The organism is Bremerella sp. JC817, assembly GCF_040718835.1.
GTDB lineage: Bacteria > Planctomycetota > Planctomycetia > Pirellulales > Pirellulaceae > Bremerella.
In genome coordinates this window covers 1,138,402-1,159,025 of the sequence record NZ_JBFEFG010000280.1, presented here as the reverse complement: position 1 = coordinate 1,159,025, position 20,624 = coordinate 1,138,402, and the positions used below count along the sequence as shown (strand labels likewise).

Annotated in this window: 17 protein-coding genes; 14 read left to right on the top strand and 3 right to left on the bottom strand. The window is 57.9% G+C overall.

What is annotated here, in order from left to right:
• The first annotated feature begins 1 nt into the window (after position 1).
• From AB1L30_RS23150 to AB1L30_RS23110, 9 genes are all read left to right on the top strand, one after another.
• Positions 2-1,747, top strand: coding sequence for a hypothetical protein (locus AB1L30_RS23150; RefSeq protein WP_367016432.1), 1,746 nt, complete (start codon positions 2-4; stop codon positions 1,745-1,747).
• A 366-nt stretch (positions 1,748-2,113) separates the two neighbouring features.
• A complete protein-coding gene (locus AB1L30_RS23145; RefSeq protein ID WP_367016430.1) occupies positions 2,114-3,085 on the top strand; it encodes a PstS family phosphate ABC transporter substrate-binding protein in 972 nt (323 codons plus the stop codon).
• Positions 3,086-3,214: 129 nt separating this feature from the next.
• Entirely contained in the window at positions 3,215-5,914 is a 2,700-nt protein-coding gene (locus tag AB1L30_RS23140; RefSeq protein ID WP_367016428.1) for a hypothetical protein, read from the top strand.
• Positions 5,911-8,400, top strand: coding sequence for an ABC transporter permease subunit (locus tag AB1L30_RS23135; RefSeq protein WP_367016426.1), 2,490 nt, complete (start codon positions 5,911-5,913; stop codon positions 8,398-8,400). The genes AB1L30_RS23140 and AB1L30_RS23135 overlap by 4 nt, the downstream gene beginning before the upstream one ends.
• Before the next feature lie 42 nt (positions 8,401-8,442).
• A complete protein-coding gene (gene pstB, locus AB1L30_RS23130; protein WP_367016424.1) occupies positions 8,443-9,297 on the top strand; it encodes a phosphate ABC transporter ATP-binding protein PstB in 855 nt (284 codons plus the stop codon).
• A 36-nt stretch (positions 9,298-9,333) separates the two neighbouring features.
• Positions 9,334-10,167, top strand: coding sequence for a hypothetical protein (locus AB1L30_RS23125; RefSeq protein WP_367016422.1), 834 nt, complete (start codon positions 9,334-9,336; stop codon positions 10,165-10,167).
• 31 nt (positions 10,168-10,198) lie between these two features.
• A complete protein-coding gene (gene phoU / locus AB1L30_RS23120; RefSeq protein WP_367016420.1) occupies positions 10,199-10,894 on the top strand; it encodes a phosphate signaling complex protein PhoU in 696 nt (231 codons plus the stop codon).
• An 82-nt stretch (positions 10,895-10,976) separates the two neighbouring features.
• Entirely contained in the window at positions 10,977-11,711 is a 735-nt protein-coding gene (locus tag AB1L30_RS23115; protein WP_367016418.1) for a response regulator transcription factor, read from the top strand.
• A gap of 351 nt (positions 11,712-12,062) precedes the next feature.
• Complete coding sequence (locus AB1L30_RS23110) at positions 12,063-12,350, top strand: hypothetical protein (RefSeq protein ID WP_367016416.1); 288 nt, start codon at positions 12,063-12,065, stop codon at positions 12,348-12,350.
• Positions 12,351-12,491: 141 nt separating this feature from the next.
• Here AB1L30_RS23110 and AB1L30_RS23105 read toward each other — a convergent pair whose 3' ends face one another.
• The 3 genes from AB1L30_RS23105 to AB1L30_RS23095 all read right to left on the bottom strand — a co-directional run bounded on the left by AB1L30_RS23105 (position 12,492) and on the right by AB1L30_RS23095 (position 16,001).
• Positions 12,492-14,351 (bottom strand): sodium:solute symporter family protein, encoded by a 1,860-nt coding sequence (locus AB1L30_RS23105; protein WP_367016414.1) that lies wholly within the window; start codon positions 14,349-14,351, stop codon positions 12,492-12,494.
• A 3-nt stretch (positions 14,352-14,354) separates the two neighbouring features.
• Positions 14,355-14,630 carry a DUF4212 domain-containing protein gene (locus AB1L30_RS23100; protein WP_345088279.1) on the bottom strand — a complete coding sequence of 92 codons (276 nt, stop codon included), beginning with the start codon at positions 14,628-14,630 and terminating at the stop codon, positions 14,355-14,357.
• 552 nt (positions 14,631-15,182) lie between these two features.
• Positions 15,183-16,001, bottom strand: coding sequence for a formylmethanofuran dehydrogenase subunit C (locus tag AB1L30_RS23095; RefSeq protein WP_367016412.1), 819 nt, complete (start codon positions 15,999-16,001; stop codon positions 15,183-15,185).
• Between the two features lie 68 nt (positions 16,002-16,069).
• Between AB1L30_RS23095 and AB1L30_RS23090 the strand changes: the two genes are divergently transcribed.
• The 5 genes from AB1L30_RS23090 (at position 16,070) to AB1L30_RS23070 (ending at position 20,614) form a co-directional block, all read left to right on the top strand.
• Positions 16,070-16,705, top strand: coding sequence for a molybdenum cofactor guanylyltransferase (locus AB1L30_RS23090; RefSeq protein ID WP_367016411.1), 636 nt, complete (start codon positions 16,070-16,072; stop codon positions 16,703-16,705).
• A 71-nt stretch (positions 16,706-16,776) separates the two neighbouring features.
• Positions 16,777-17,286, top strand: coding sequence for a DinB family protein (locus AB1L30_RS23085; RefSeq protein WP_367016409.1), 510 nt, complete (start codon positions 16,777-16,779; stop codon positions 17,284-17,286).
• A 333-nt stretch (positions 17,287-17,619) separates the two neighbouring features.
• Positions 17,620-18,423, top strand: coding sequence for an ABC transporter ATP-binding protein (locus tag AB1L30_RS23080; RefSeq protein ID WP_367016407.1), 804 nt, complete (start codon positions 17,620-17,622; stop codon positions 18,421-18,423).
• Complete coding sequence (locus AB1L30_RS23075) at positions 18,423-20,072, top strand: hypothetical protein (protein WP_367016405.1); 1,650 nt, start codon at positions 18,423-18,425, stop codon at positions 20,070-20,072. Before AB1L30_RS23080 ends, AB1L30_RS23075 begins: the two co-directional genes overlap by 1 nt.
• Positions 20,069-20,614: a hypothetical protein gene (locus AB1L30_RS23070; RefSeq protein WP_367016403.1), complete on the top strand. Its 546-nt coding sequence runs from the start codon at positions 20,069-20,071 to the stop codon at positions 20,612-20,614. The genes AB1L30_RS23075 and AB1L30_RS23070 overlap by 4 nt, the downstream gene beginning before the upstream one ends.
• Positions 20,615-20,624: the final 10 nt, after the last annotated feature.

The following is a 20,624-nucleotide window of genomic DNA, read 5'->3' as shown; positions in this document are numbered from 1 at the left end:
TATGCGTACCACCTTCCTTCCACTGCTATTGGCGATCGTTCTGCTGGTTGGCTCAGGCTGTCGAGAGCCGACACCGCCACCGGTCACGCCGGTGGCCACTCCGGCGGAAGTCGAACCGGCGCCGGAAGAAGTTCCTGCGGTGCCGGAAGTTTCAATCGAGGACGCCGCCATACCAGTCGCCGGACTTCCTTTCGAGCTAGAGCCCTACGTCGAGCCGCAACGTCTTTTGGTGTTTGTTTCCAGCGGACCAATCCGCGTCGACGTTTGCTTGTGGATCGATAACCAGCCGTTCGATCAGGCCCTGGAAGAACTGATCGACCACATTCTGAAACTCGCCGACAGCGACCAGAACGGCCGGGCCACCTGGGATGAGCTGGCCGACCACCCGCAACTGGGGCGTGGTCAGTTCGGCAACCTCTCGTTCGAAGACCCGCGACAACGCCAACAGAACATCAACCGCTACGACACCAACCGCAACGGCTGGGTCGATCGTTCCGAGGTCCCGCGTCTGGTTAGCCGCAGCAGTGCCCGGACCGAGGCGTTCTCGGTTCGCCGGACTTCGTACGCTGCTCAGCGGAGTCGAACCGATTCGACCTTGCGGCAATTGATCGACCAGAATGGCAACGGCACGCTGGAACACGAAGAGATCGAACTGGCGGCCGAGCGGATCCAACAGCGTGACCTCGACGACAACGAAATCGTTTCGGTCCCGGAATTGATGACCTCGATGGGTCAGATGCCCAGCGACATGAACCGCAACGATCGCCGCCGCTTCTTTGGCGGTCAGGCCATGTTCACGCTCAGCAGCGATACCCCGTGGAATGATCTGCTGTATGCCATGCAGCAAAACTACGTGCATGGCCAACGCCTCGACCTGAAACAGTTTCCGCCAGAGAACCTTCTGCATCAGATCGATCGCAACCAAGACGGCAACCTCAGCAACGACGAACTGCAGCAACTGGTCGACCTGCCGGCTCAGTACGTGTTGACGATTCGTTTTGGTGAACGTGACGCTCGGCCTCGACTGACCTTCAAGCCGCAGCCAGGCATCGGCGGCGAAACGCTGACCAGCGAAGAGCAGCTTACCTGTCACCTGGGCAACGATTGGCTCGTTTTCAAAGTTCGTGACGGGGTCGATCTCGAGCAACTCGAACAGCAAGCCGCCAGCCTGCTAGAGCTTTACGATCGCAACCGGGACGGCTACCTCGAAGCAGACGAACTTCCCGACGAAGGGGCCCCGATCACCTTCATGGCGGCCGATCAAGACAACGACGACAAGGTGTATGTCGAAGAGATTGAAGTCGCCTTGAAGCAACAAAACTGGTTCGACCGCTGTCACATTCGCCTGCAAGGGATCGATGGGGAAGATCCGCTGTTTCGTTCCGTCGACCAAAACCGCGACCAGCGATTGTCGGCCCGGGAACTCGGCCAGTTGGCAACCAACCTGTTGGCGATCGATCACAATCAGTCCCAGGCGATCGAGTTCGACGAAATTCCGGCTCTGCTCGAGTTCGAGTTCTTCCGTGGCGATCAAGACAACGCCGCGTTTGTCACGCCTCGTTATGCTCAGCCGCCCCCTCGGGCTCAAGGCTGGGATTCGGCTCCGGCCTGGTTCACAGGCATGGACTACAACGGCGACGGCGACATCAGCCCCCGCGAGTTCCTCGGGACGCCCCAGCAGTTCCAACAGCTGGACCTCGATCAGGATGGTTTCGTGACTGGAACCGAGGCCCTGATCGGGAAGTAATCGACCCGCCGGGTCCCGGCCTGCGTGCCCCTCGAAGGTCCCCATTCTGACCCGCTTGCCACCGGAACGTCTCCCCCGAAAGGTGCTGCGGGATTGCTCCAATTATTAACGTTGTGTAAATATAACCGCTCAAAAGATGTAAGGGCTTTCTTTGGCGCGTGATATTCCAGAAGATGAATCGTTGGTCAATCTAGCGGAAAACTCCGTATAAATAGGGACTTCCACCACGACTGACCCTCGACACCACGAGCTTTTCGTAGTGTTAGCGCTTTGTTAATGCCAATTTCGCCCCCCTGCGGAATGCTGGCAGCACCGCGCACTGAGATCATCTGTCGAATGCCCATGCTTCTGGAAGGATTTAGCCCGATGTTGCGCCAAACTTCGCTACTGCTATCCGTGGTACTAGCGTGCTGCTCGCCCACCATGCTGTTGGCTCAACTTCAGGTCGATTCCGAACTTCCGGTTTACGAGCGCGTCTCTGGCGTTTCTGGCACGATCAAGAGCATCGGGTCGGACACGATGAACAACATGATGACCCTCTGGGCGGAAGGCTTCCAAGAGATCTACCCGAACGTGCAGATCGAAATCGAAGGCAAGGGTTCGTCGACCGCTCCGCCGGCACTGATCCAAGGCACCGCTACCTTCGGCCCGATGAGCCGTCCGATGAAAGCGAACGAGATCGACGACTTCGAGAAGCGTTACGGCTATAAGCCGGTCGAACTCGGCACCAGCATCGACATGCTGGCGGTCTACGTGAACAAAGACAATCCGATCAAAGGTCTGTCGCTGCCACAACTCGACGCCATCTATTCGACCAACCGCAAAGGTGGTGCCGAGAAAGATATCTCTCGCTGGGGCGAACTTGGTTTGAGCGGTGCGTTCGCCCAGTCGCCGATCAGCCTGTATGGTCGCAACTCGGCTTCCGGTACCTATGCCTACTTCAAAGAGAACGTCCTGTTCGGGGGCGACTATAAGCCGACCGTCAAAGAGCAGCCCGGCAGTTCGTCGGTCGTTCAAGGGGTAGCCACTGACAAGTTCGGGATCGGCTACAGCGGCATCGGCTATAAGACTTCCGATGTCCGCGTGCTTCCTCTATCGATCGAAGGGACCGACTTTGTCGAACCAACGGCCGAAAACGCCGACGATTATCCGCTGTCCCGTTTCCTATACATCGCGGTGAACTACCGCCCTGGCAGTGAACTCGATCCACTGCGCCGCGAGTTCCTGAAATACATTTACAGCCAACAAGGTCAGAAGGCCGTGGTGAAGGAAGGCTATCTGCCAATCCCCGCCGTGATTGCCGCTGCCCAGTTGGAACAAGTCGGCATCAAGAACTAAGCCGATCCATCCAACCTGCCATTGCCTCGACAACATGCCCTCGGCTTTGCGGCCAGAGGGCTTTGTCCTATCCACAACCCGACATCCTCTCCGACCTGACAAGGCGGTTTCAAGGTTCTTCGCGATTTCATGACGGGCCCCCAGCCAAGATTCACCGGACGCAAACGCAGGCTGAAAACCCACTGGAGTGTGCGGTTCTCAGACATCGTTTCCGAAGGCGTGATCACCGTCGGCGGGATCGGTACGATCGTGGCGGTTTGCCTGGTGGCGTTGGTCCTGGTGATGGAAGTGCTGCCGCTGTTCCGCTCGGCGAAAGTCTCGGAGCTGAGTGTTCGCAAAACGCCCTGGCAGTCAGGCGAAGTCGTCCATTTCGAGGTGAACGAATACCAGACCATGGGCTGGCTGCTGACGCGCGACGGCACGCTGCAGGTCGTTCGCCTGATTCCGCCAGATGCTAAAGGGACCGCCGAAGAAGACAAAGCGGTCACCTCGTTCGATGTCGTGCAAGAGAAGAAACTGATCGACGACGGCGAGATCTCTGCCATCTCGACTTCCACCGGTGAGACCGGCCTGGTGTTGGGCATGGCGGACGGAACGATTCGCACCGCCGACTTCAGCTTCCAGACGCAGTTTATCGATCCGGTCGAAATCAAAGACTGGCTTCGCGACACGCCCGCGGCCCAGCTCAACGAACCAGGCGACACGGCGATCTTCCACGATCAGGTCGTGCAAATGACCTCGCAGGGACAGTACCGTGCCCAGAAGGTTCAAGCCACGCTGACCGATCCGGTGAAGGTTGCCGACGCACCGATTCGCCTGCTCGATCATCTGACCGAGTCGACCGGGCGTGGTAGCCTCGGCAGTCGCTCGATCACGTTCGTCGCGCTGACCGGTGACGACCAACTGAAGCTTGGCAAAGTCAGCGAAAAGAAGAGCCTGTTGACCGGCAAAACGAAGTGGCAGTCGTCGCTGTTCGACGTTCCCGAAAATGCGACCGGAAAGCCGCCGAAGTTTGTTCGTATCGATGGCCTGGGCAATCATGCTTACGCGATCGATCCAGAGGGAATGCTGACGCGTCTCGACATTCGCGACACCAAGAACATTCACGTTGCCGAGACCGTCGATCTGCTGCCAGACTCCGATGCCAGGGTGACCGCATGCGACTGGATCTTGGGGCGAGAGACACTCTTCGTCGGCGACAGCAGTGGCAATGTCTCGGGCTGGTTTCCAATTCGCCTGGCCGATCGCACAGACAACGCCTTCGCCGATCGCGAAAGCAGTGACGGATTCGCCCTGGTAGAAGCTCACACGTTTCCGACTGGGCCGGGGGCGGTCTCGACCTTTGATGCCTCGTCGCGAAGCCGCATGTTTCTGGTCGGATACGAAACGGGCGACTGCTCGCTTTATCACATGACCACCGAGAAGCATGTCGCCGACATTGCGATGGATGCCCCAGGCAAAGTGACGCTGGCCCAGATTGCTCCGCGTGACGATGGCCTGTTGATTGAAGCGGACGGCCAGTTCGCCCACTTCGCCCTGGCCCCTGGTGCTCCAGACATCACGCTCACTTCGCTCTTTTTCCCGGTCTGGTACGAAGGTTACGCCGAGCCGCTGAACATGTGGCAAAGCTCTTCGTCGAAGATCGAAGACGAACTGAAGTTCTCGCTTTTCCCGCTCGTCTCCGGCACGTTCAAAGCGACGTTCTATTCGATGATGTTCGGAGCGCCGATCGCGCTGCTGGCCGCGATTTATACCAGTGAATTCAGCACGCGACGGACGCGGCTTCTCGTCAAGCCGACCGTCGAGATGATGGCAAGTCTGCCGAGCGTCGTGCTTGGTTTCGTCGCGGCACTCGTGTTCGCTCCGATTGTCGAGCAGATCATACCGGCGTGCCTGGCATCGATTTTTACGGTTCCGTTCGTGATCTTGCTGGGGGCGTATCTCTGGCAGTTGATGCCTCGTTGGTTCACGCTACGCCTCCAACCATTTCGGCTTTGGTTCCTGATGCCGGTGTTGATGCTGGGGATCTACCTCGCCTACGAGCTTGGTCCGACGGTCGAACGCTGGTTATTCCTGGGCAACATCAAGTTCTGGCTCGTTCATCCTGACAAGGGCTCTGGCGTCGGCGGCTGGCTGCTGATCCTGCTGCCATTCAGCGCGCTAGTGATGATGGTGATCGATGGCTACGGCATCAGCACCTATTGGCGAAATCGCATCGCGAAGATGCCGCGTCTTCCGTTCACCTTGCTTTCGGTCGCCAAGTTTTTGGGGCTCACCTTGGGGACGCTGCTACTGGCGGTGATGCTGGGGAGTTTGTTGGACCTGGCAGGCTGGGATCCTCGTGGCAGCTACATCGGCGAATACGACCAGCGGAACTCGTTGATTGTCGGCTTCGTGATGGGCTTCGCCGTGATTCCGATCATCTACACGATCGCCGACGACGCCCTTTCGACCGTCCCGGCTCACCTTCGTTCCGCCTCGCTCGGCTGCGGTGCAACGGCCTGGCAAACGACGCTGCGAATTGTGATCCCAACGGCGATGAGCGGTTTGTTTTCGGCGATGATGATCGGCCTGGGACGCGTCGCTGGCGAAACGATGATCGTTTTGATGGCCGGTGGCAACACGCCGATTGAAGACTGGAACATCTTCAATGGCTTCCGCACTTTAAGCACGAACATTGCGATCGAACTTCCCGAAGCGGTTCAAGGAAGTTCGCACTATCGCGTCTTGTTTCTGTCGGCATTGGTCTTGTTCCTGTTGACCTTTCTGATCAACACGGTGGCCGAAGTCGTACGCCTTTACTTCCGGAGGCGTGCGTACCAACTATGAGCCAAGCTCGCGACAAACAAGAGAGCAAGCCTCAAAAGTATCGCCGGACCGTGCGTCCTGGGCTGACCGTGCTTGCCCAGGGGGAACCGATGATCTGGCTTTCCGGCGGCGCGCTGACGCTGGCCTTGCTGATGATCTTCGGCCTGTTGGCGATGATCGTCTATCAAGGCATGTCGAGTTTCTGGCCTGGGCAACTTTACGAGATCACCCTGCAAGATGGCACCGTCTTGCTGGGCGAAATGACCGACGAAGAAGACTACACGGTCGAATCTTCCAGCACCGATAGCGAGCCGGAGACTTTGCACCGCCGCCAATACCGAACCGACAACTTCGAATTCCAGGGATCTGGCGGAACGTATCGCTGGATCACCGATGCGGAATTGAGCGACCAGCCCGCTACGCAGCCGGAATGGGCAATGCTGTTCGAGCGAACGAAGCTTGGCCGCTTCATCGGCTTTCCGGAACGGTTCGTGATCAACTCTCCTCGCCCCATTTCATCGGACGAAGAAGACCTGGCCAATATCCGTGACTTCTATCGCAACCAGAAGTCACGGATTGTTGCCCCTTCGGGTGCCAGCGAAGAAGAATTAAAAACCTGGAGCACCACGCTCGAAAGTCTCGACGGCGAGATCGCCGAAATCGGCGAGCAACTCGCCCACCTCGAAGCCGAAAACACCCACGGCTTCGTGACACAAAAGCAGAGCGGGCAACGCGGCTTGATTGGCGTGCTGGCGAGTGGCGAGACGGTTCCATTAAACGCCGTGGAAGATGGTCAGAACCTGACTGCCGTGCAAGAGATCTACGATGGTCCGGCGGAGACCTATGCGGCCTATCAGAAGCATCATGCCACGGCCCGGGAACGTGTCGAGGCGATCGATCGGATCGCGCGATACGAAGTGGGCGAAAGCAGTCGCCACCAGGAACAAGCTCGCTTGAAGTTGCGCGACGAAGAGATTCAGCACGACGTTTTTGTCGAAGGGCTGGCAAACGAGATTTATAACCTGCGAATCGAACTGAAGCAGATTCAGGACGAAAAACAAAAAGACATTCGCATCGTCCAACGCGCCGAACGTATCCTCGGCAAAGACTCGGCGATGGGCAAGTTGGGCCCTGACCTGGTTGCTGCCCTCAATGCGGATCGAACCGTGCATCAAGAGCGGATTGAGTCGCGACTGGTCGAGATCGATGCCTTGCTTCGCGAAGTTCCCGATTCGGCCCGCCGCGCGGTCGATCATTACGTCGACGTCCGCTTCGACGTCGATAACCAGATCGCGGCGATGCAGGATCGCATTAACGAAATCCAAAAGCTGAACGACCGCTACGGGCTGCATGCCAAGACCGCCGAAGGAACCGAGACCGTTTTGAAGCTGGGCGATATCGTCCGGGCCTTCCCAGCCAATCAGCTCGATTACTGGGGCCGTCTGCAGGTTTACTTTGCCCGTTGGGGCGAGTTTCTGCTGGCCGATCCGCGGGAAGCGAACTCCGAAGGGGGTGTCTTCCCGGCGATCTGGGGCACGGTCGCAATGACGATGATCATGTCGCTGATTGTCGTCCCGTTCGGCGTGCTGGCCGCGCTGTACCTTCGCGAATACGCCAAGAGTGGCCCGGTCGTCAGTATCATCCGCATCAGCATCAACAACCTGGCAGGCGTGCCGAGCATTGTATTTGGCGTGTTTGGCTATGGCTTCTTGATCCTGGTTGTCGGGGCCTATATCGACGGTGGTCCTGCCAATGCCAACTTGCCAACGATGCCGAAGCTTTGGTGGTGGATTACCGCGACGGGACTGGCGTTGACCGCCTTCACGGCGTTCATCACCACGTCGTACTCGCTGGGTAGCCGCAAGGTGTTGACCCGGATGCGAACGCCTCACCTGGGGATCATCAGCCTGGTGCTGTGGATCGTGTCGACCATTGCCTTCGTCGCCTTGGTCGCGTTCACGCCTGGTTTCCATGGCTTCTATCAGGCAGGCCTTCCGAACCCGACGTTCGGCAAGGGTGGTTTGCTGTGGGCCAGTTTGACCTTGGCATTGTTAACGCTACCCGTCGTGATTGTCGCCACCGAAGAAGCCTTGGCCGCCGTCCCGAATTCGCTGAGAGAAGGTTCGTATGGCTGCGGGGCGAGCAAGTGGCAGACGATTCGCCGCATCGTGCTGCCACACGCGCTGCCTGGCATCATGACCGGCATGATTCTGGCGATGGCTCGTGGCGCGGGGGAAGTCGCTCCGTTGATGCTGGTAGGCGTGTTGAAGCTGGCCCCAGAACTTCCGATCGATACGCAAGCACCATTCGTCCATCTCGACCGCAGCTTTATGCACCTCGGGTTTCACATATTCGATCTCGGTTTCCAAAGCCCCAATAGCGAGGCGGCCAAACCGATGGTCTTCACGACGACTCTTTTGCTGATCGCCGTGATCGCCACCCTCAACCTGTTTGCGATCTGGCTGCGGGCTCGGCTCCGCAGGCGTTTCCAGTCAGGCCAGTTTTAATCGCCGCCCGCTTTCCCTTGTGAACACCAGAAGACGAACTCCATGAGCCAGATTTCTCCAGGATCTTCCGAAACGAGCCGCCTCGAGCTGATCGCCCAGGGACAAGACTTCGCGCCGGTCGTGCACGATGCGGTCTATCGCGAAGAGAACGCGTTGGAGATCAAGAACTTCAACTTGTGGTATGGCGACAAGCAGGCCTTGTTCAACATCAACATGCCGATCCCTCGCGGCCAGGTCACTGCCTTGGTCGGGCCATCGGGCTGCGGCAAGTCGACCCTGCTGCGCTGCGTCAATCGCATGAACGACCTGATCGATACCGTGCGGATCCGTGGCGACATCTACCTCAACGGAAGCTCGATCTGCGATCCGGGCGTCGATGTCATCGAACTTCGCAAGCGAATGGGAATGGTTTTTCAAAAACCTAACCCTTTCCCCATGAGTATCTTCGAGAACGTGGTCTACCCTCTGCGGATTGACGGCGAGCGAAGCCGTAGCGTCCTGGAAGGCGTTTGCGAACACAGCCTGAAGGGTGCCGCGATCTGGAGCGAGGTGAAAGATCGTTTGCACGAAAGTGGGCTGAGTCTTTCGGGTGGTCAGCAGCAACGTTTGTGCATTGCCCGGGCGATCGCCAGCGAACCAGAAGTGCTGCTGCTGGACGAACCCTGTTCGGCACTCGATCCGATCGCCACCGGCAAGATCGAAGACCTGATCCGCGAGCTGCGCGGCGAGTATTCCATCTTGATCGTGACCCACAACATGCAACAGGCATCGCGAATCAGCGATTACACCGCGTTCATGTACCTGGGCCGATTGGTCGAGTATGGCCCGACCGTCGACATTTTCACCAAGCCGAAGCTGTCTGAAACCAACGCCTATGTAACCGGTCGATTCGGTTAATCGTATCGTTTTCCCCTTCGCGAAAGGACGCCGACCATGCTGCCTCGTTTACCAGTTCTTACCGGACTGATCACGCTGCTTGTCGCTTTCGGTATGCAGGAAGCCATGCCGCGGACTGCCGGCGCGGAAGACGCTGCCGTTAGATCGACCGAGCACCAGCAGTTCGCCGAAGACTTCTGGAACTACCTCAGCGACCGCCTTCCCGAGTGGCAGAGGGTCGAGGCGATTCCCGCGTCGGCCCCGACGCCCGAGGCAGGCAGCGAGGGTGTGATTTCGTTGAACTCCATCGCCAACCAAGACCCAAGCAAGCTGGACTTCGGTTCGATCGTGGTGGTCCAGCACGAGCGCGACGGCAAGCCTTTTGGAATGAGCGTGCTCTATCGCAGCCGCCCCGGCGTGAACCCGAAACGCGACGACTGGTACGAACTGTACTACCTGGCGGATAGCACCCTGGTGAAGTCTTCCGGTGACCACGCTTCGTTCAACCGTACAGGCTACGTCACCAAGATGATCGATGGCCGCTTGTGGGTGCTTTCGCTCGATAGTCCCGACGTTGCCAAGCTGGTGCACGGAGAAGGTCCCGAGAAACATATCACGCTGCCCGGTGCTGGCCCCGACCGCAAGACGTTGAAATCCGATAGCCGCGAGACCGCGATTGGTTACCTGTTTACCAAACCAGGCTTTGTGACTCGGTTTGAAGATGGCCGAGCGTGGGTCTTTGCCCAGGGAAGCGACGCCGCCAATGCGTTGCCGGAAAAAGGGTTTCCAGAAAAGCATGTTACCCGGATCGGAGCGGGCCCGCTCCGCACCACGATCAAGGCGCCCGATGCCGGAACGATCGATTCGTTCCTAGGCGTCCAACAGCAATAACGGCCACGCGAAGACGGGAAAGAACGCCGGCATGACACGTCATTGGATTCGCCAGATTGAAGGTATTCGCTCTCACTTGCTGAGCATGGGGACCCATGCCGAAACGCAAGTGAAAGAGGCGACGCTGGCCCTGTTAGATCTCGACCGAGACCGCGCGATCGAGGTGATCGCCAACGACGATGAACTCGACGACATGGACGTGGGACTCGAAGAAGAGTGCCTGCATTCGATCGCCTTGTTTCAGCCGGTCGCCTCGGACTTGCGATTGATTGTGTCGTCGATGTCGGTCGGGCACGAACTGGAACGAATTGGCGATCTGGCCGTGAACATCGCCGAATGCGTCAATCGCTTACGAGACAGCGGCGTCACGCTGCAGCAGATGGTGCTGCCGGAATGCTTGAAGTTGGCCAGCCAGAAAGCGATGGAGATGCTGCGAGACAGCCTCGACGCCTTTATCGCTCAAGACACCGCCATTTGTCGCCGGTTGATTCGCCAAGACCGCGAGCTTGATCGGCTGCATCGCGAGATCTTTCAGTGGCTGAAAGAAGGCATTCAAACACGCCCCACCGAGATCGACTGGATGATCGAGATCACCGGCGTCTCGAAACATATCGAACGGATCGCCGACCATGTGACGAACATCGCCGAGATCGTCATCTATTGGGTTGAAGGCGAAATCGTCCGGCACCGCGAATTACCAGATGGTCCCGAGGGAAGCTCTGCGTGAGTTCCCCGGAACGCCTTCAGGAAAGGACACCTCCCGGCAAACAGGCTTCCGAGTTCCCTTTACCCTAGCGTGATGACAAATTGTGCCTCAACGAAGTATCCTAATCATTGAGAAAGCCGGCGGCCCGTTGTACACGGTTGCCCAGAACCTGCAGCAGACCGGTTGCATGGTTTATCATGCTGCAGGGATGCGCGATGGTTTGCAGCAGGCGATGGAGTACGTTCCAGATGTGGTCGTCTTGTCGCGAACCTTGCCCGAGAACGACACTCTCGATTTGTGCCGTTCGCTAATGCGAAACCTGGGAGACGAAACCACGCCGGCGATTCTGATCGCGCCGACCGGTTCCAGCTTGACTGATATCGATGACCCAACACATGACTCGAAGCTGGCCGAATCGTTGGCCCTCGACCTGCTGGCCCAGTCGGTCAAGACGCTCACCTATCGAGCCCGACAAACGGTCGACACCCAGGCCGTGCTTGAATGCCACGGGGTCCGACTCGACCCTCGCTTCGCCCTGGTCGAATTGGACGGGCAACGACTCGACCTGACGCCGACCGAGTACCGACTGCTGCAGGCCCTGCTATCGCGGCCAGGACATGTCTTAACGCGAGCCCAACTGGAAGAGGCGGCCGGGCTGCCTCACAAAGACAAAGAGACCGAAACCGAGTCCGACCAGGCGAGCCGCACCCGGCGGATCGACGTTCATGTCAAATCGATCCGTGGAAAGCTCGACCGCAAAGGCATCCTGATCGAAACGGTCCGCGGTGTGGGTTACCGCTTCCGCGAACCTGCTTGGAACATAAACTCTTTTCTGTAATCGCCTTACGTCGAACACCACCAGCCTGAGGTAAGCTAGTACCTCGCTAGGGTTTTTGTTCAAAAGTCTGCATTCGATACTTGAACATGAACGAGCGATTAAGGTATCGTTAATCGGAAATGGTGAAGCTTGCCCTGATCCTTAACGCAGGGACAATCGAGTTCGCCAAGGATGTCGTGCTAGCAAGTACGGTCGGCAGGCGAAGCCGATCGGAAAGGATTCCTTCCCAAAACAGGAAAGCACGGCGGATTCTCGTGCAAATCAGGCGTCATTGAAGACCCTGCGACATGGAACGGATTTCCTTCCCATGATGTTCTTCGATCGAATTGTCGATATGAAGAAGGAAGGAAGATGGAAATCATGGTCGGTTTGAAAGTGAATAGCGGTTTGAGCGGAACAACCCTGTGGGAACGTCGAGCGCTTCTTAGAAGCCAGGAAAACGTTCACTTCGTCGATCCTGAGCAGTTCTGTGCCTTGGCGGTCTCTTGCCGCAGAATTACCCGCGCCGACCAGTCTGCTGCCGGCTTGAAGGGGCTGTATACCGAGGACGAAGGACAGACCTACTTCGTCGAAGAAGAGCTGCTCGATCGCTATCGCGAAGGCTCGAAGACTCCGGTTCCGTCGCTGGAACTGGTCTAGTCTCGCCCAACGAATCAAAACATCCAAGCATCGCAGTCCAATCACCGCGATGCTTTTTTATGCGCCGGGATCACTTTCGATCCCCTGCCAGATGGCCTGACCCATTGCCGGGCGAGGCCATCTTCTGGAAGCCTAGGCTTCTTACGGGTTGTCAGCTTCGGCGTCGGTTTCGTCGAAGTGAGCTTCGGGAGCGTGCGATCCACGCGGGATACGAACGCTATCGACCAGCTCTTGAACGTCCTTCGGTGGCGGAGGCGTCAGACGACTGATGACAATCGCTACGACGAAGTTCAACAGCAAGCCAATCGCACCGACACCTTCGGGCCGCAAGCCATTCGGAATCCACGAGCTTCCCTCGAACCATGGCGACATGAGCGGCTCTGCAAAGCCGAGCACGCGGTCCGAGCGGCACGCGATGATGTAGAAGGCCGTGAACAAAATACCAACCAGCATGCCGGCGGTGGCTCCCTGACGATTCATTCGCTTGTCGAAGATCCCCAGGAAGATAATCGGGAAGAAGCTGGCGGCCGCCAACCCGAACGCAAACGCGACCACCTCTCCGATAAAACCAGGCGGAGAGATACCGAAGTAGCCTGCCACCAGGATTGCCCCGATGATCATGATACGAGCGATGAACAAACGTCGCGGTTCCGACGCCTCTGGCTCGATAAAGTGAACGTACAAGTCGTGCGCCATCGAGCTTGAAATCACCAGCAACAAACCGGCTGCCGTGCTCAAGGCGGCGGCCAGACCACCGGTCGCGACAATGGCGATCACCCAAGGCGAAAGCTGAGCGATCTCAGGCGTCGCCAGCACCAGGATGTCTTTGTCGATCTTCACTTCGTCGAAGTTGCCATCGACGTTTCGCAGCGACAGGATGCCGTCTTTGTTCTTGTCGTCGATCGTGATCAGGCCAGTCTTCTGCCAGGTTTCGACCCACTGGACGGGGACTTCCTTGCCATCTTTCTCGACGCGATAGACCGGCACGTATTCTTTGTCGTCCCCTTCGTCCTTGGTGACCTGGCCGATGTGAGCACCTTCCAGCGTCTGCAAGATCGTGTAACGAGCGAACATCGCCAGAACCGGAGCCGACGTGTACAGCAAGCAGATGAACAGCAACGCCCAGAACGCGCTGTAACGAGCCGCCCGCACGTTGGCCACCGTATAGAACCGCACAATCACGTGAGGCAGACCTGCGGTACCAGCCATCAGGGCGAGCATGATGAAGAAGACGTTCGCCATGTCGTAGTTGGTGAACGGCTGCGTATAGGAAGCGAAGCCGAGATCTTCCTGAATGTGGTTGACCTTCTCGCTGATGTCGCCGGTGACGAAACCAACTTGCGGAATCCAACTGTCGGTGAGCATACTCGACAAGGCGACCGTCGGAATCAAAAACGCCGCGATCAGCACGAAGAACTGCACCACCTGGGTCCAGGTAATCCCCTTCATACCACCCAGCACGGCAAACACGCCGACGATGATCATCCCCAGCACGACACCCTGCCAGGTTTCCACTTCCAGGAAGCGGGCAAACACGATCCCGACGCCACGCATCTGACCGGCGACGTAGGTAATCGAAATGAAGACCGCACACACAGCGGCCACGATTCGAGCCGTTTCGCTGTAATAACGTTTCGCCACGAAGTCAGGCACCGTGTACTGACCGAACTTACGCAGATACGGAGCCAGCAGCATCGCCAGCAACACATAACCACCCGTCCAACCGAGCAGAAACACCGAGCCATCCGAGCCGAGGCCGCTGATCAAACCCGCCATGCTGATGAACGAAGCGGCGCTCATCCAGTCGGCGGCGGTCGCGGCACCGTTGGCGATGGCCGGGACCCCTTGGCCGGCGACATAGAACTCGCCGGACTCGGTCACGCGGCTACGCCACCCGATGTACAAATAGATCATGAACGTGATCGTGACGAAGGTAAACGTCCACGCACGCGTCGCCGTTAACGCCGTTCCCAACAAGGGAAGCATTTCCATAAATTCCATGGACTACTCCTTCACGTCATGTTTGCGGTCGAGGTAGTCCATCACCAAGGCGTAGACCAGGATCAAGATCAAGAAGACGTACATCGCTCCCTGCTGGGCGAACCAGAAGCCGAGCGGTAAGTTTCCGATCTTGAATTGATTCAGCCACTGGATAAAGAAGACCGAGCAGCCGAAGGCTACGAAGGCCCAGATCGACAGCAGCACGCCGATCACCATCAGGTTTTGACGCCAATAGGCGACCTTAGGCTCGGGAGGTTGCGAAGGAGGGGTCGAAGACATGCGGGATTTCCAGGGGCTTTTTTTCGAAAGAAAAAGAAAAGTTGCCGCTAGGAAAATCAATTCCGCTGCGTCTGTCAACTAGACGCGTTCTAAAGAAGCACCCTATAAAGGGGGTGAAGAGCTGCAAATCGGTACGATCCGGGGAAAGCTTTTGTGCTTTGGTGTCCTTTCCCGATACGATCCGAGTGCAGCTAATTCCGCTCCAAGGTTACTTGGCCAATCATGGCCCATGTCGCCAGAAATGCGACGCCTAACCAAGCGTGGAGTAATTCGACAGGCATTTGCTACGTTCCCAACATGTGTGGTTTCGCTTGCCCATCCATGAGTCACTTCACCCATCCGTGGCTACAAACAAGTATCGACGCATGTGGTCATTCTTTTTTCACATTTCGTCGTCCCTCGGATTTAAAGGATTAAACCCTACGTACGACCCCAACCGAGTCGGCGACAGACATGACATGGTTTGCCCCACCGCGCGCCGGCTATGCCGAACGTAGCGGTTACAACATCTCGAACTCGTTCGACCAGGGGAAAGGCACCGCCAAGCGGCACCTACGCCGGCATCAAGATCTCGCCGCGTCCCATCTGGGCCAGATCGCCATGAAAGAGATCGTACGCGGCTCCCTTCGAGACCAACCGAGCCGCCTCAGGCACTTCCAACCGCGTGAACTCGCGCTGCATCAGTGGAATCATCGTTGGCTGAAACCGGCAGCCATGCGTGAAGCCTGGCAGCAGTTCGCCGGCCTGGTTCTGGCCGAGAACGATGGTACCACGTCGCATCGAGAGCCCGACCGACTGGCCTGCTTTGCCGCCGACGATGATGGTGCCGGCCAGCATCTCGTAGCCGAGGTAGTCGCCACAGTCGTTCACCACGACGATTGTTCCGCGCCGCATCCGATGCCCGACTTCGTTGCCGGCGGTGCCCAAGATAAACAAACTTCCGCCTGCCATGCCTCGCTTTTCCCCTGGCAGCGGACACCCGACGCGGTCGCCGACGTTTCCGAGAACCTTGACGAAGCCCCCCTTCATTCCTTCCGCCAGGTTGTTGCCGACGCGGCCATGAATGTACAGCGATCCGCCCGTCATCGATTGCCCGGCGTGGTTTCCGACCGGACCTTGCACGAACAGCGAGTCCGCCTCGAGCCCGGCCCCGACGTTGTCCGCCTTCGACAAGTCGCCAATGATTCGCAGCGTATCAGGCCGACGCCCTCCCGCTTCGATATCGAACAACTCGCCGAGTTGCACCTGGTGTTTACCCTGCCAGACCGTCACGCGCGCAGCTTCGTCGGCCGACATCGGCAGCAGCCGCGAGGGCAGAACGCCTCGTAGATCGAGAGAGACCGTGATATCGTGACGTAGTCGGAGCTTCATCGCACAAACCAACCGGTGAGCAGTAAAAAGAAGACCTCTTCAATATAACCGACCCGGAAATCGACATCATGACCACAGTGCCCCTTTCCCAGCGAGCCGCGTTGATTGTCTGCGGTGGCCGCAGTCGCCGCATGGGGCAATCGAAGCCGCATCTTCCGTTCGGCGACGAAACGATGCTGGAACGTGTCGTCCGAATCGTTTCGCCGGCGGTCTCGGATGTCATCTTGTTGACCGCCAAGGAACAAGTACTGCCGAAAGTTCCTTACGACGTGACGCTGCTGCCTGATCGCGTGGAAAATCAAGGCCCGGCCGCAGCGATCTATGAGGGGCTGAAGTATGTCACCGGCTGGTCTGAAGCCGCGATCGTGCTGGGATGCGATCTGCCGCTAGTATCGGAAGTTCAGATCGAGCTTTTGTTTGCTCGCTTACGTTTGCACGAAGCGGTGATCCCTCGTTACGAGGGTTTTCCTCAACCTTTGGCCGCCGTGTATGCCAACAGCGCGATGGAGAAATTCGAGGAAGTTCTGTTTTCAGGTAACCAGAAGCTGCTCGACTGCATCGAAATGCTCGACACGTGTTGGGTCACGCCGGAAGAGATTGCGCGCGTTGATCCTCATCAAGGCTTGCTCAAGAATGTGAACACGCCGGAAGCGTATCGCGAGGCATTGCAACTGGCTGGACTGGCACATCCGCTCGATTCCTAGCTGGCAAGGCCATTTCCGTTACCCCACACAACAACCCAAAAACCACCCCCTTCTTTTACAGGAATGATCGAATGGCTGACGCAGCTCAATGGGAACTGACCAAGCAACGGATCGCCTTCACCGACCATATGATTCGCGAATTCATCGAAGGCCTGGAACCAGAGTTGTGGTTCCGCATGCCGCAGGAAGGCGTGACCCACATTGCCTGGCAGGTCGGTCACATCACCATCGCCACTTACGGCCTGGGCATGCTGCGGATTCGAGGCAAGCGAGCGGAAGACGCCGCCCTGATGCCGGAAAGCTATTCGGCCCACTTCGGTCGTGGAAGCGTTCCTTCGACCGACCAAACGATCTACCCTTCGGTGGAACGCATGGTCGAGATCTACAAGAAGGTGCACGACTCGCTGAAGGAAGAGATGGAAACCCATACGCTCGATCAGCTCGACGAGCCTAGCCTGCCCGATCATCCGCTGTTCAAGACGAAGTTCGACACACTCGTCTTCTTGCCATATCACGCGATGATGCACATGGGGCAGATGGGGCTGCTACGCCGCCTGGCAGGCAAAGATCCCCTGCGTTAAGCCGAATCAATCACCCAATCCTTCTGAAGCACTCGTCGTCGAAATCCCCGATGGCGAGTGCTTTGTTTGTTTCTTGCTTGCCGTCAGGCTTACAAAATCAACAGATTTCAATAAATCGACTTGTTTTCAGTAACAAACTTCACCGACGAATATGCGGAAAATCGAATCCCAAGGTTTGAACTTGTAGAACCAACCGCTTATCATAACTTTCCTATTCGGGGGGGAGGCAACGCCTCATTCCTGCCTACAAATCCGCTTACCCTTCTGCGTGTGACCTTCCCGATCGGCCCTGGGCAAGAATCGATGGAAACGTCCTGAGCCTGGGAACACTTCGTGATTGAAGTAGTTAACCTCGTCAAAACCTTCGGTAGCAACACGGCATTGCAAGGGATCAACTTCACGGTTCGCCCCGGCGAAGCCACCGGCTGCCTGGGCCCGAATGGTGCCGGCAAGTCGACGACATTGAAGATTCTGGCTGGCCTGGTGCGTCCCAACTCAGGCGAAGTTCGTATCTGCGGCCATGACCTGCTGACCGAACCGCTGGAAGTCAAACGCCGCATCGGCTACGTCCCAGAGACCGCGGCGATGTATTCCGGGCTGACCGCCAACGAATACCTTTCGCTGGTCGCCGAGCTATATCATCTCGATCGGGAGAAAGCCGCCGACAAAATTCGTACGCTGCTGGAAGGCTTCCAACTGACCGAAGCCGCCGATCGACAGATCGATGCCCTGTCAAAAGGGATGCGGCAGAAAGTTCTCATCAGCAGCGCACTGCTGCACGACCCCGACGTCTTGATCTTCGACGAACCGCTCAATGGCCTCGATGTGAATGCCGCGCTGACCTTTCGCCGGCTGGTCGAAGGCCTGATCGATCAAGGCAAAACGGTCCTCTACTGTTCGCACATTCTGGATGTCGTCGAACGACTCTGCAGCCGCGTGATCGTGCTGCATCATGGCCAGATCGTGGCAGACGACCAAACGAAGACGCTTCTCTCGAGCACGCCGAAAGGTTCGCTCGAAGCGGTCTTTCAGGAACTGACCCGACTGTCGCCTGAGATCGAACGCGATGCCGCGATGGTCAGTGGCCAGTCGCCGATTGGTAATCCTCCTTCGTCGCTGCCACGGAGGAATAGCTGATGGTTGGCTGGCTGGCCAGTTTGCTCACGGCCCAGGGAATCGATGCGCGGCAGTTCTTCGCGCTCACGAAAGCGTTCCTGCTTTCCGACCTGCGTGGGCTACACTACACCAAGGCGACCGGCACCAAGCCATCACACGTGGTGAGCCCTTTGTTTTGGGTAGTGGGTCAGTGCCTGACGTTGTCGGCGATTGCCAGCCTCGTGCTGTTCATGCGGGTCGAGGTCTTCTTCTTTTCGTTCGTGAATCTTTCGCTGGCAGTCGTGGTGATTGCCACGACGGTGCTTGTCGAATTTCAAGAAGTGGTGCTGAACCCGAAAGACCTGATGATCCTCGGACCACGTCCGATCTCGCCACGCACCTACACCGCCGCACGCTTTGCGAATCTGCTGCTGTACGTCGCGATGATGTTCCTGGCATTGACCATTCAGCCAGCGATTGTCGGCATCGGCCTCCGCGACACCGGTCCCTGGTTCGCACCGGCTTACCTGCTGGCCTCGTTTACTGGGTGCAGCGTGATGGTTTGTCTCGTAATCCTGGGCCTGGCAGCACTCGGCAATTCCGAGACGCTTGAAGGCTGGAAGACCGTCCTGGCATGGACGCAAATCATCTTGATCCTGGTCGCCGGGTATGGCGCCCAGATGATGTTCCGCGACAAGAAATCGCAACTGGAAGTCTGGGGTGCGTTCCCTCCGGCATGGATCGAATATTTGCCGACGACCTGGCTGGCTCGCTTCGTGGAACAAGCCTCCGTCACGCCCAGCGTTTCGACGCTAACCATTGGCGGCCTGATGCTGCTGTTCACGGCGGTTTGCCTGGCGGTCACGGTTCGCTGCGTCGCTTACCTTTACAAGTCGATGCAGCCACTCACCGTCCAAATTCGCCATCGTCCGATGAAGCCTGGCACGCTGGGTGGCCTCGCATTTGGAGCCGGCCATCCGCTGGCTCGCGGCCCGGAGCAGCGCGTCGGCTTCTGGCTCTGCGGCAAGCTGTTGTGGCGGGATGGCAACCTGCGCATGCGAAGCTTGTTGCCGTTCAGCATGCCGCTAGCCGCCGTCGCCTTGGCAATCGCGACCGGACAGTTTGCCAACCCAATGACAAATCACGATCCCGCCCAGGTCACCTTGCCGATCCTGGCCGTCTACTTAATTGCCCTGAGCGTTCCGCATTTGATTTACAACCTCACGTTCAACGACGATCACGACGCCGCGTGGCTCTTGCGATGTGCACCACTTCGCCAGCCGATCGGCTTGGGGTTAGGGGTCGCGAAAGCGGTCATGTTCTGGATCATCACCCCAACCTGCGTCGCCTTCGCCGGCGTCGCACTGTGGCAATGGGGCGATCCTGTCGCGGCGCTGCTTCATGCTTCGCTGGCGTGGCTGTTGTCTTGGGTGATGGCGCTCGCGGCGTTGTGGCTGGCTGTGCCAGACCTACCCTTTTCCAGGGCCCCTGACCGCGGCGGTTCGACCGGGCCGGTCCTGGTCACCGCGGCTTTGTCAGGCCTGGCGATGCAGTGGGGAGCGCTGCACTACTTCTTTGCTGCGTCGATCATATTTTGGATCGCCAGCTTCGTGGTAGCGCTGCTGCTGATGATCCCGCTGCTGAAGAAAGCCGACGATCGCTTCCGCAAACTGGCAGGAGGCATGGCGTGAAGATCTCGAAACCAGAACTTCGCTCGGCCAAGATCCAAGGCCTGATGCTGATCGGCGTGCTGCTCGGCGCAATGGTTTTGGCCGTCGCCTCGCTGTGCGTTCGCGAACTGTTCTTCGAGAAGTACGTCCGCGAGAAGTTTCCTGAGATCACCGAAAAAGTCACCAAGCGAGCCCAGTTCCTGGTCGAGACCAATCCTGCCAACAATCCCAATCCGCTTGAGTCGACCGAAGAGGAATGGTTGTACGCGGCATGGATTCAAGACGAACAGCTCGACCCCCAGGGAAGCCTGGCACAGCAATTATTTGAACTTGCCCCCGAACACATGCTCGATCGCTGCTGTCGAACCCTGGTGGTCGGCAATGTCGAGCAACGCCAGCGAGCGCTGCAGCTGTTAAGCTTTGCACCGCCGCAGGATCATATCGACGAAATTCGTCGACTGGCAACCTATGCCCGCGAGAAGTCGTCTCGCCGGGACGAAGCTGCCTTGGTAACCGCGGCAGATGGGCTGTTGGCCCGTTTGCCCCAGGGAAAGAATCCCTGAGGACTTCCTT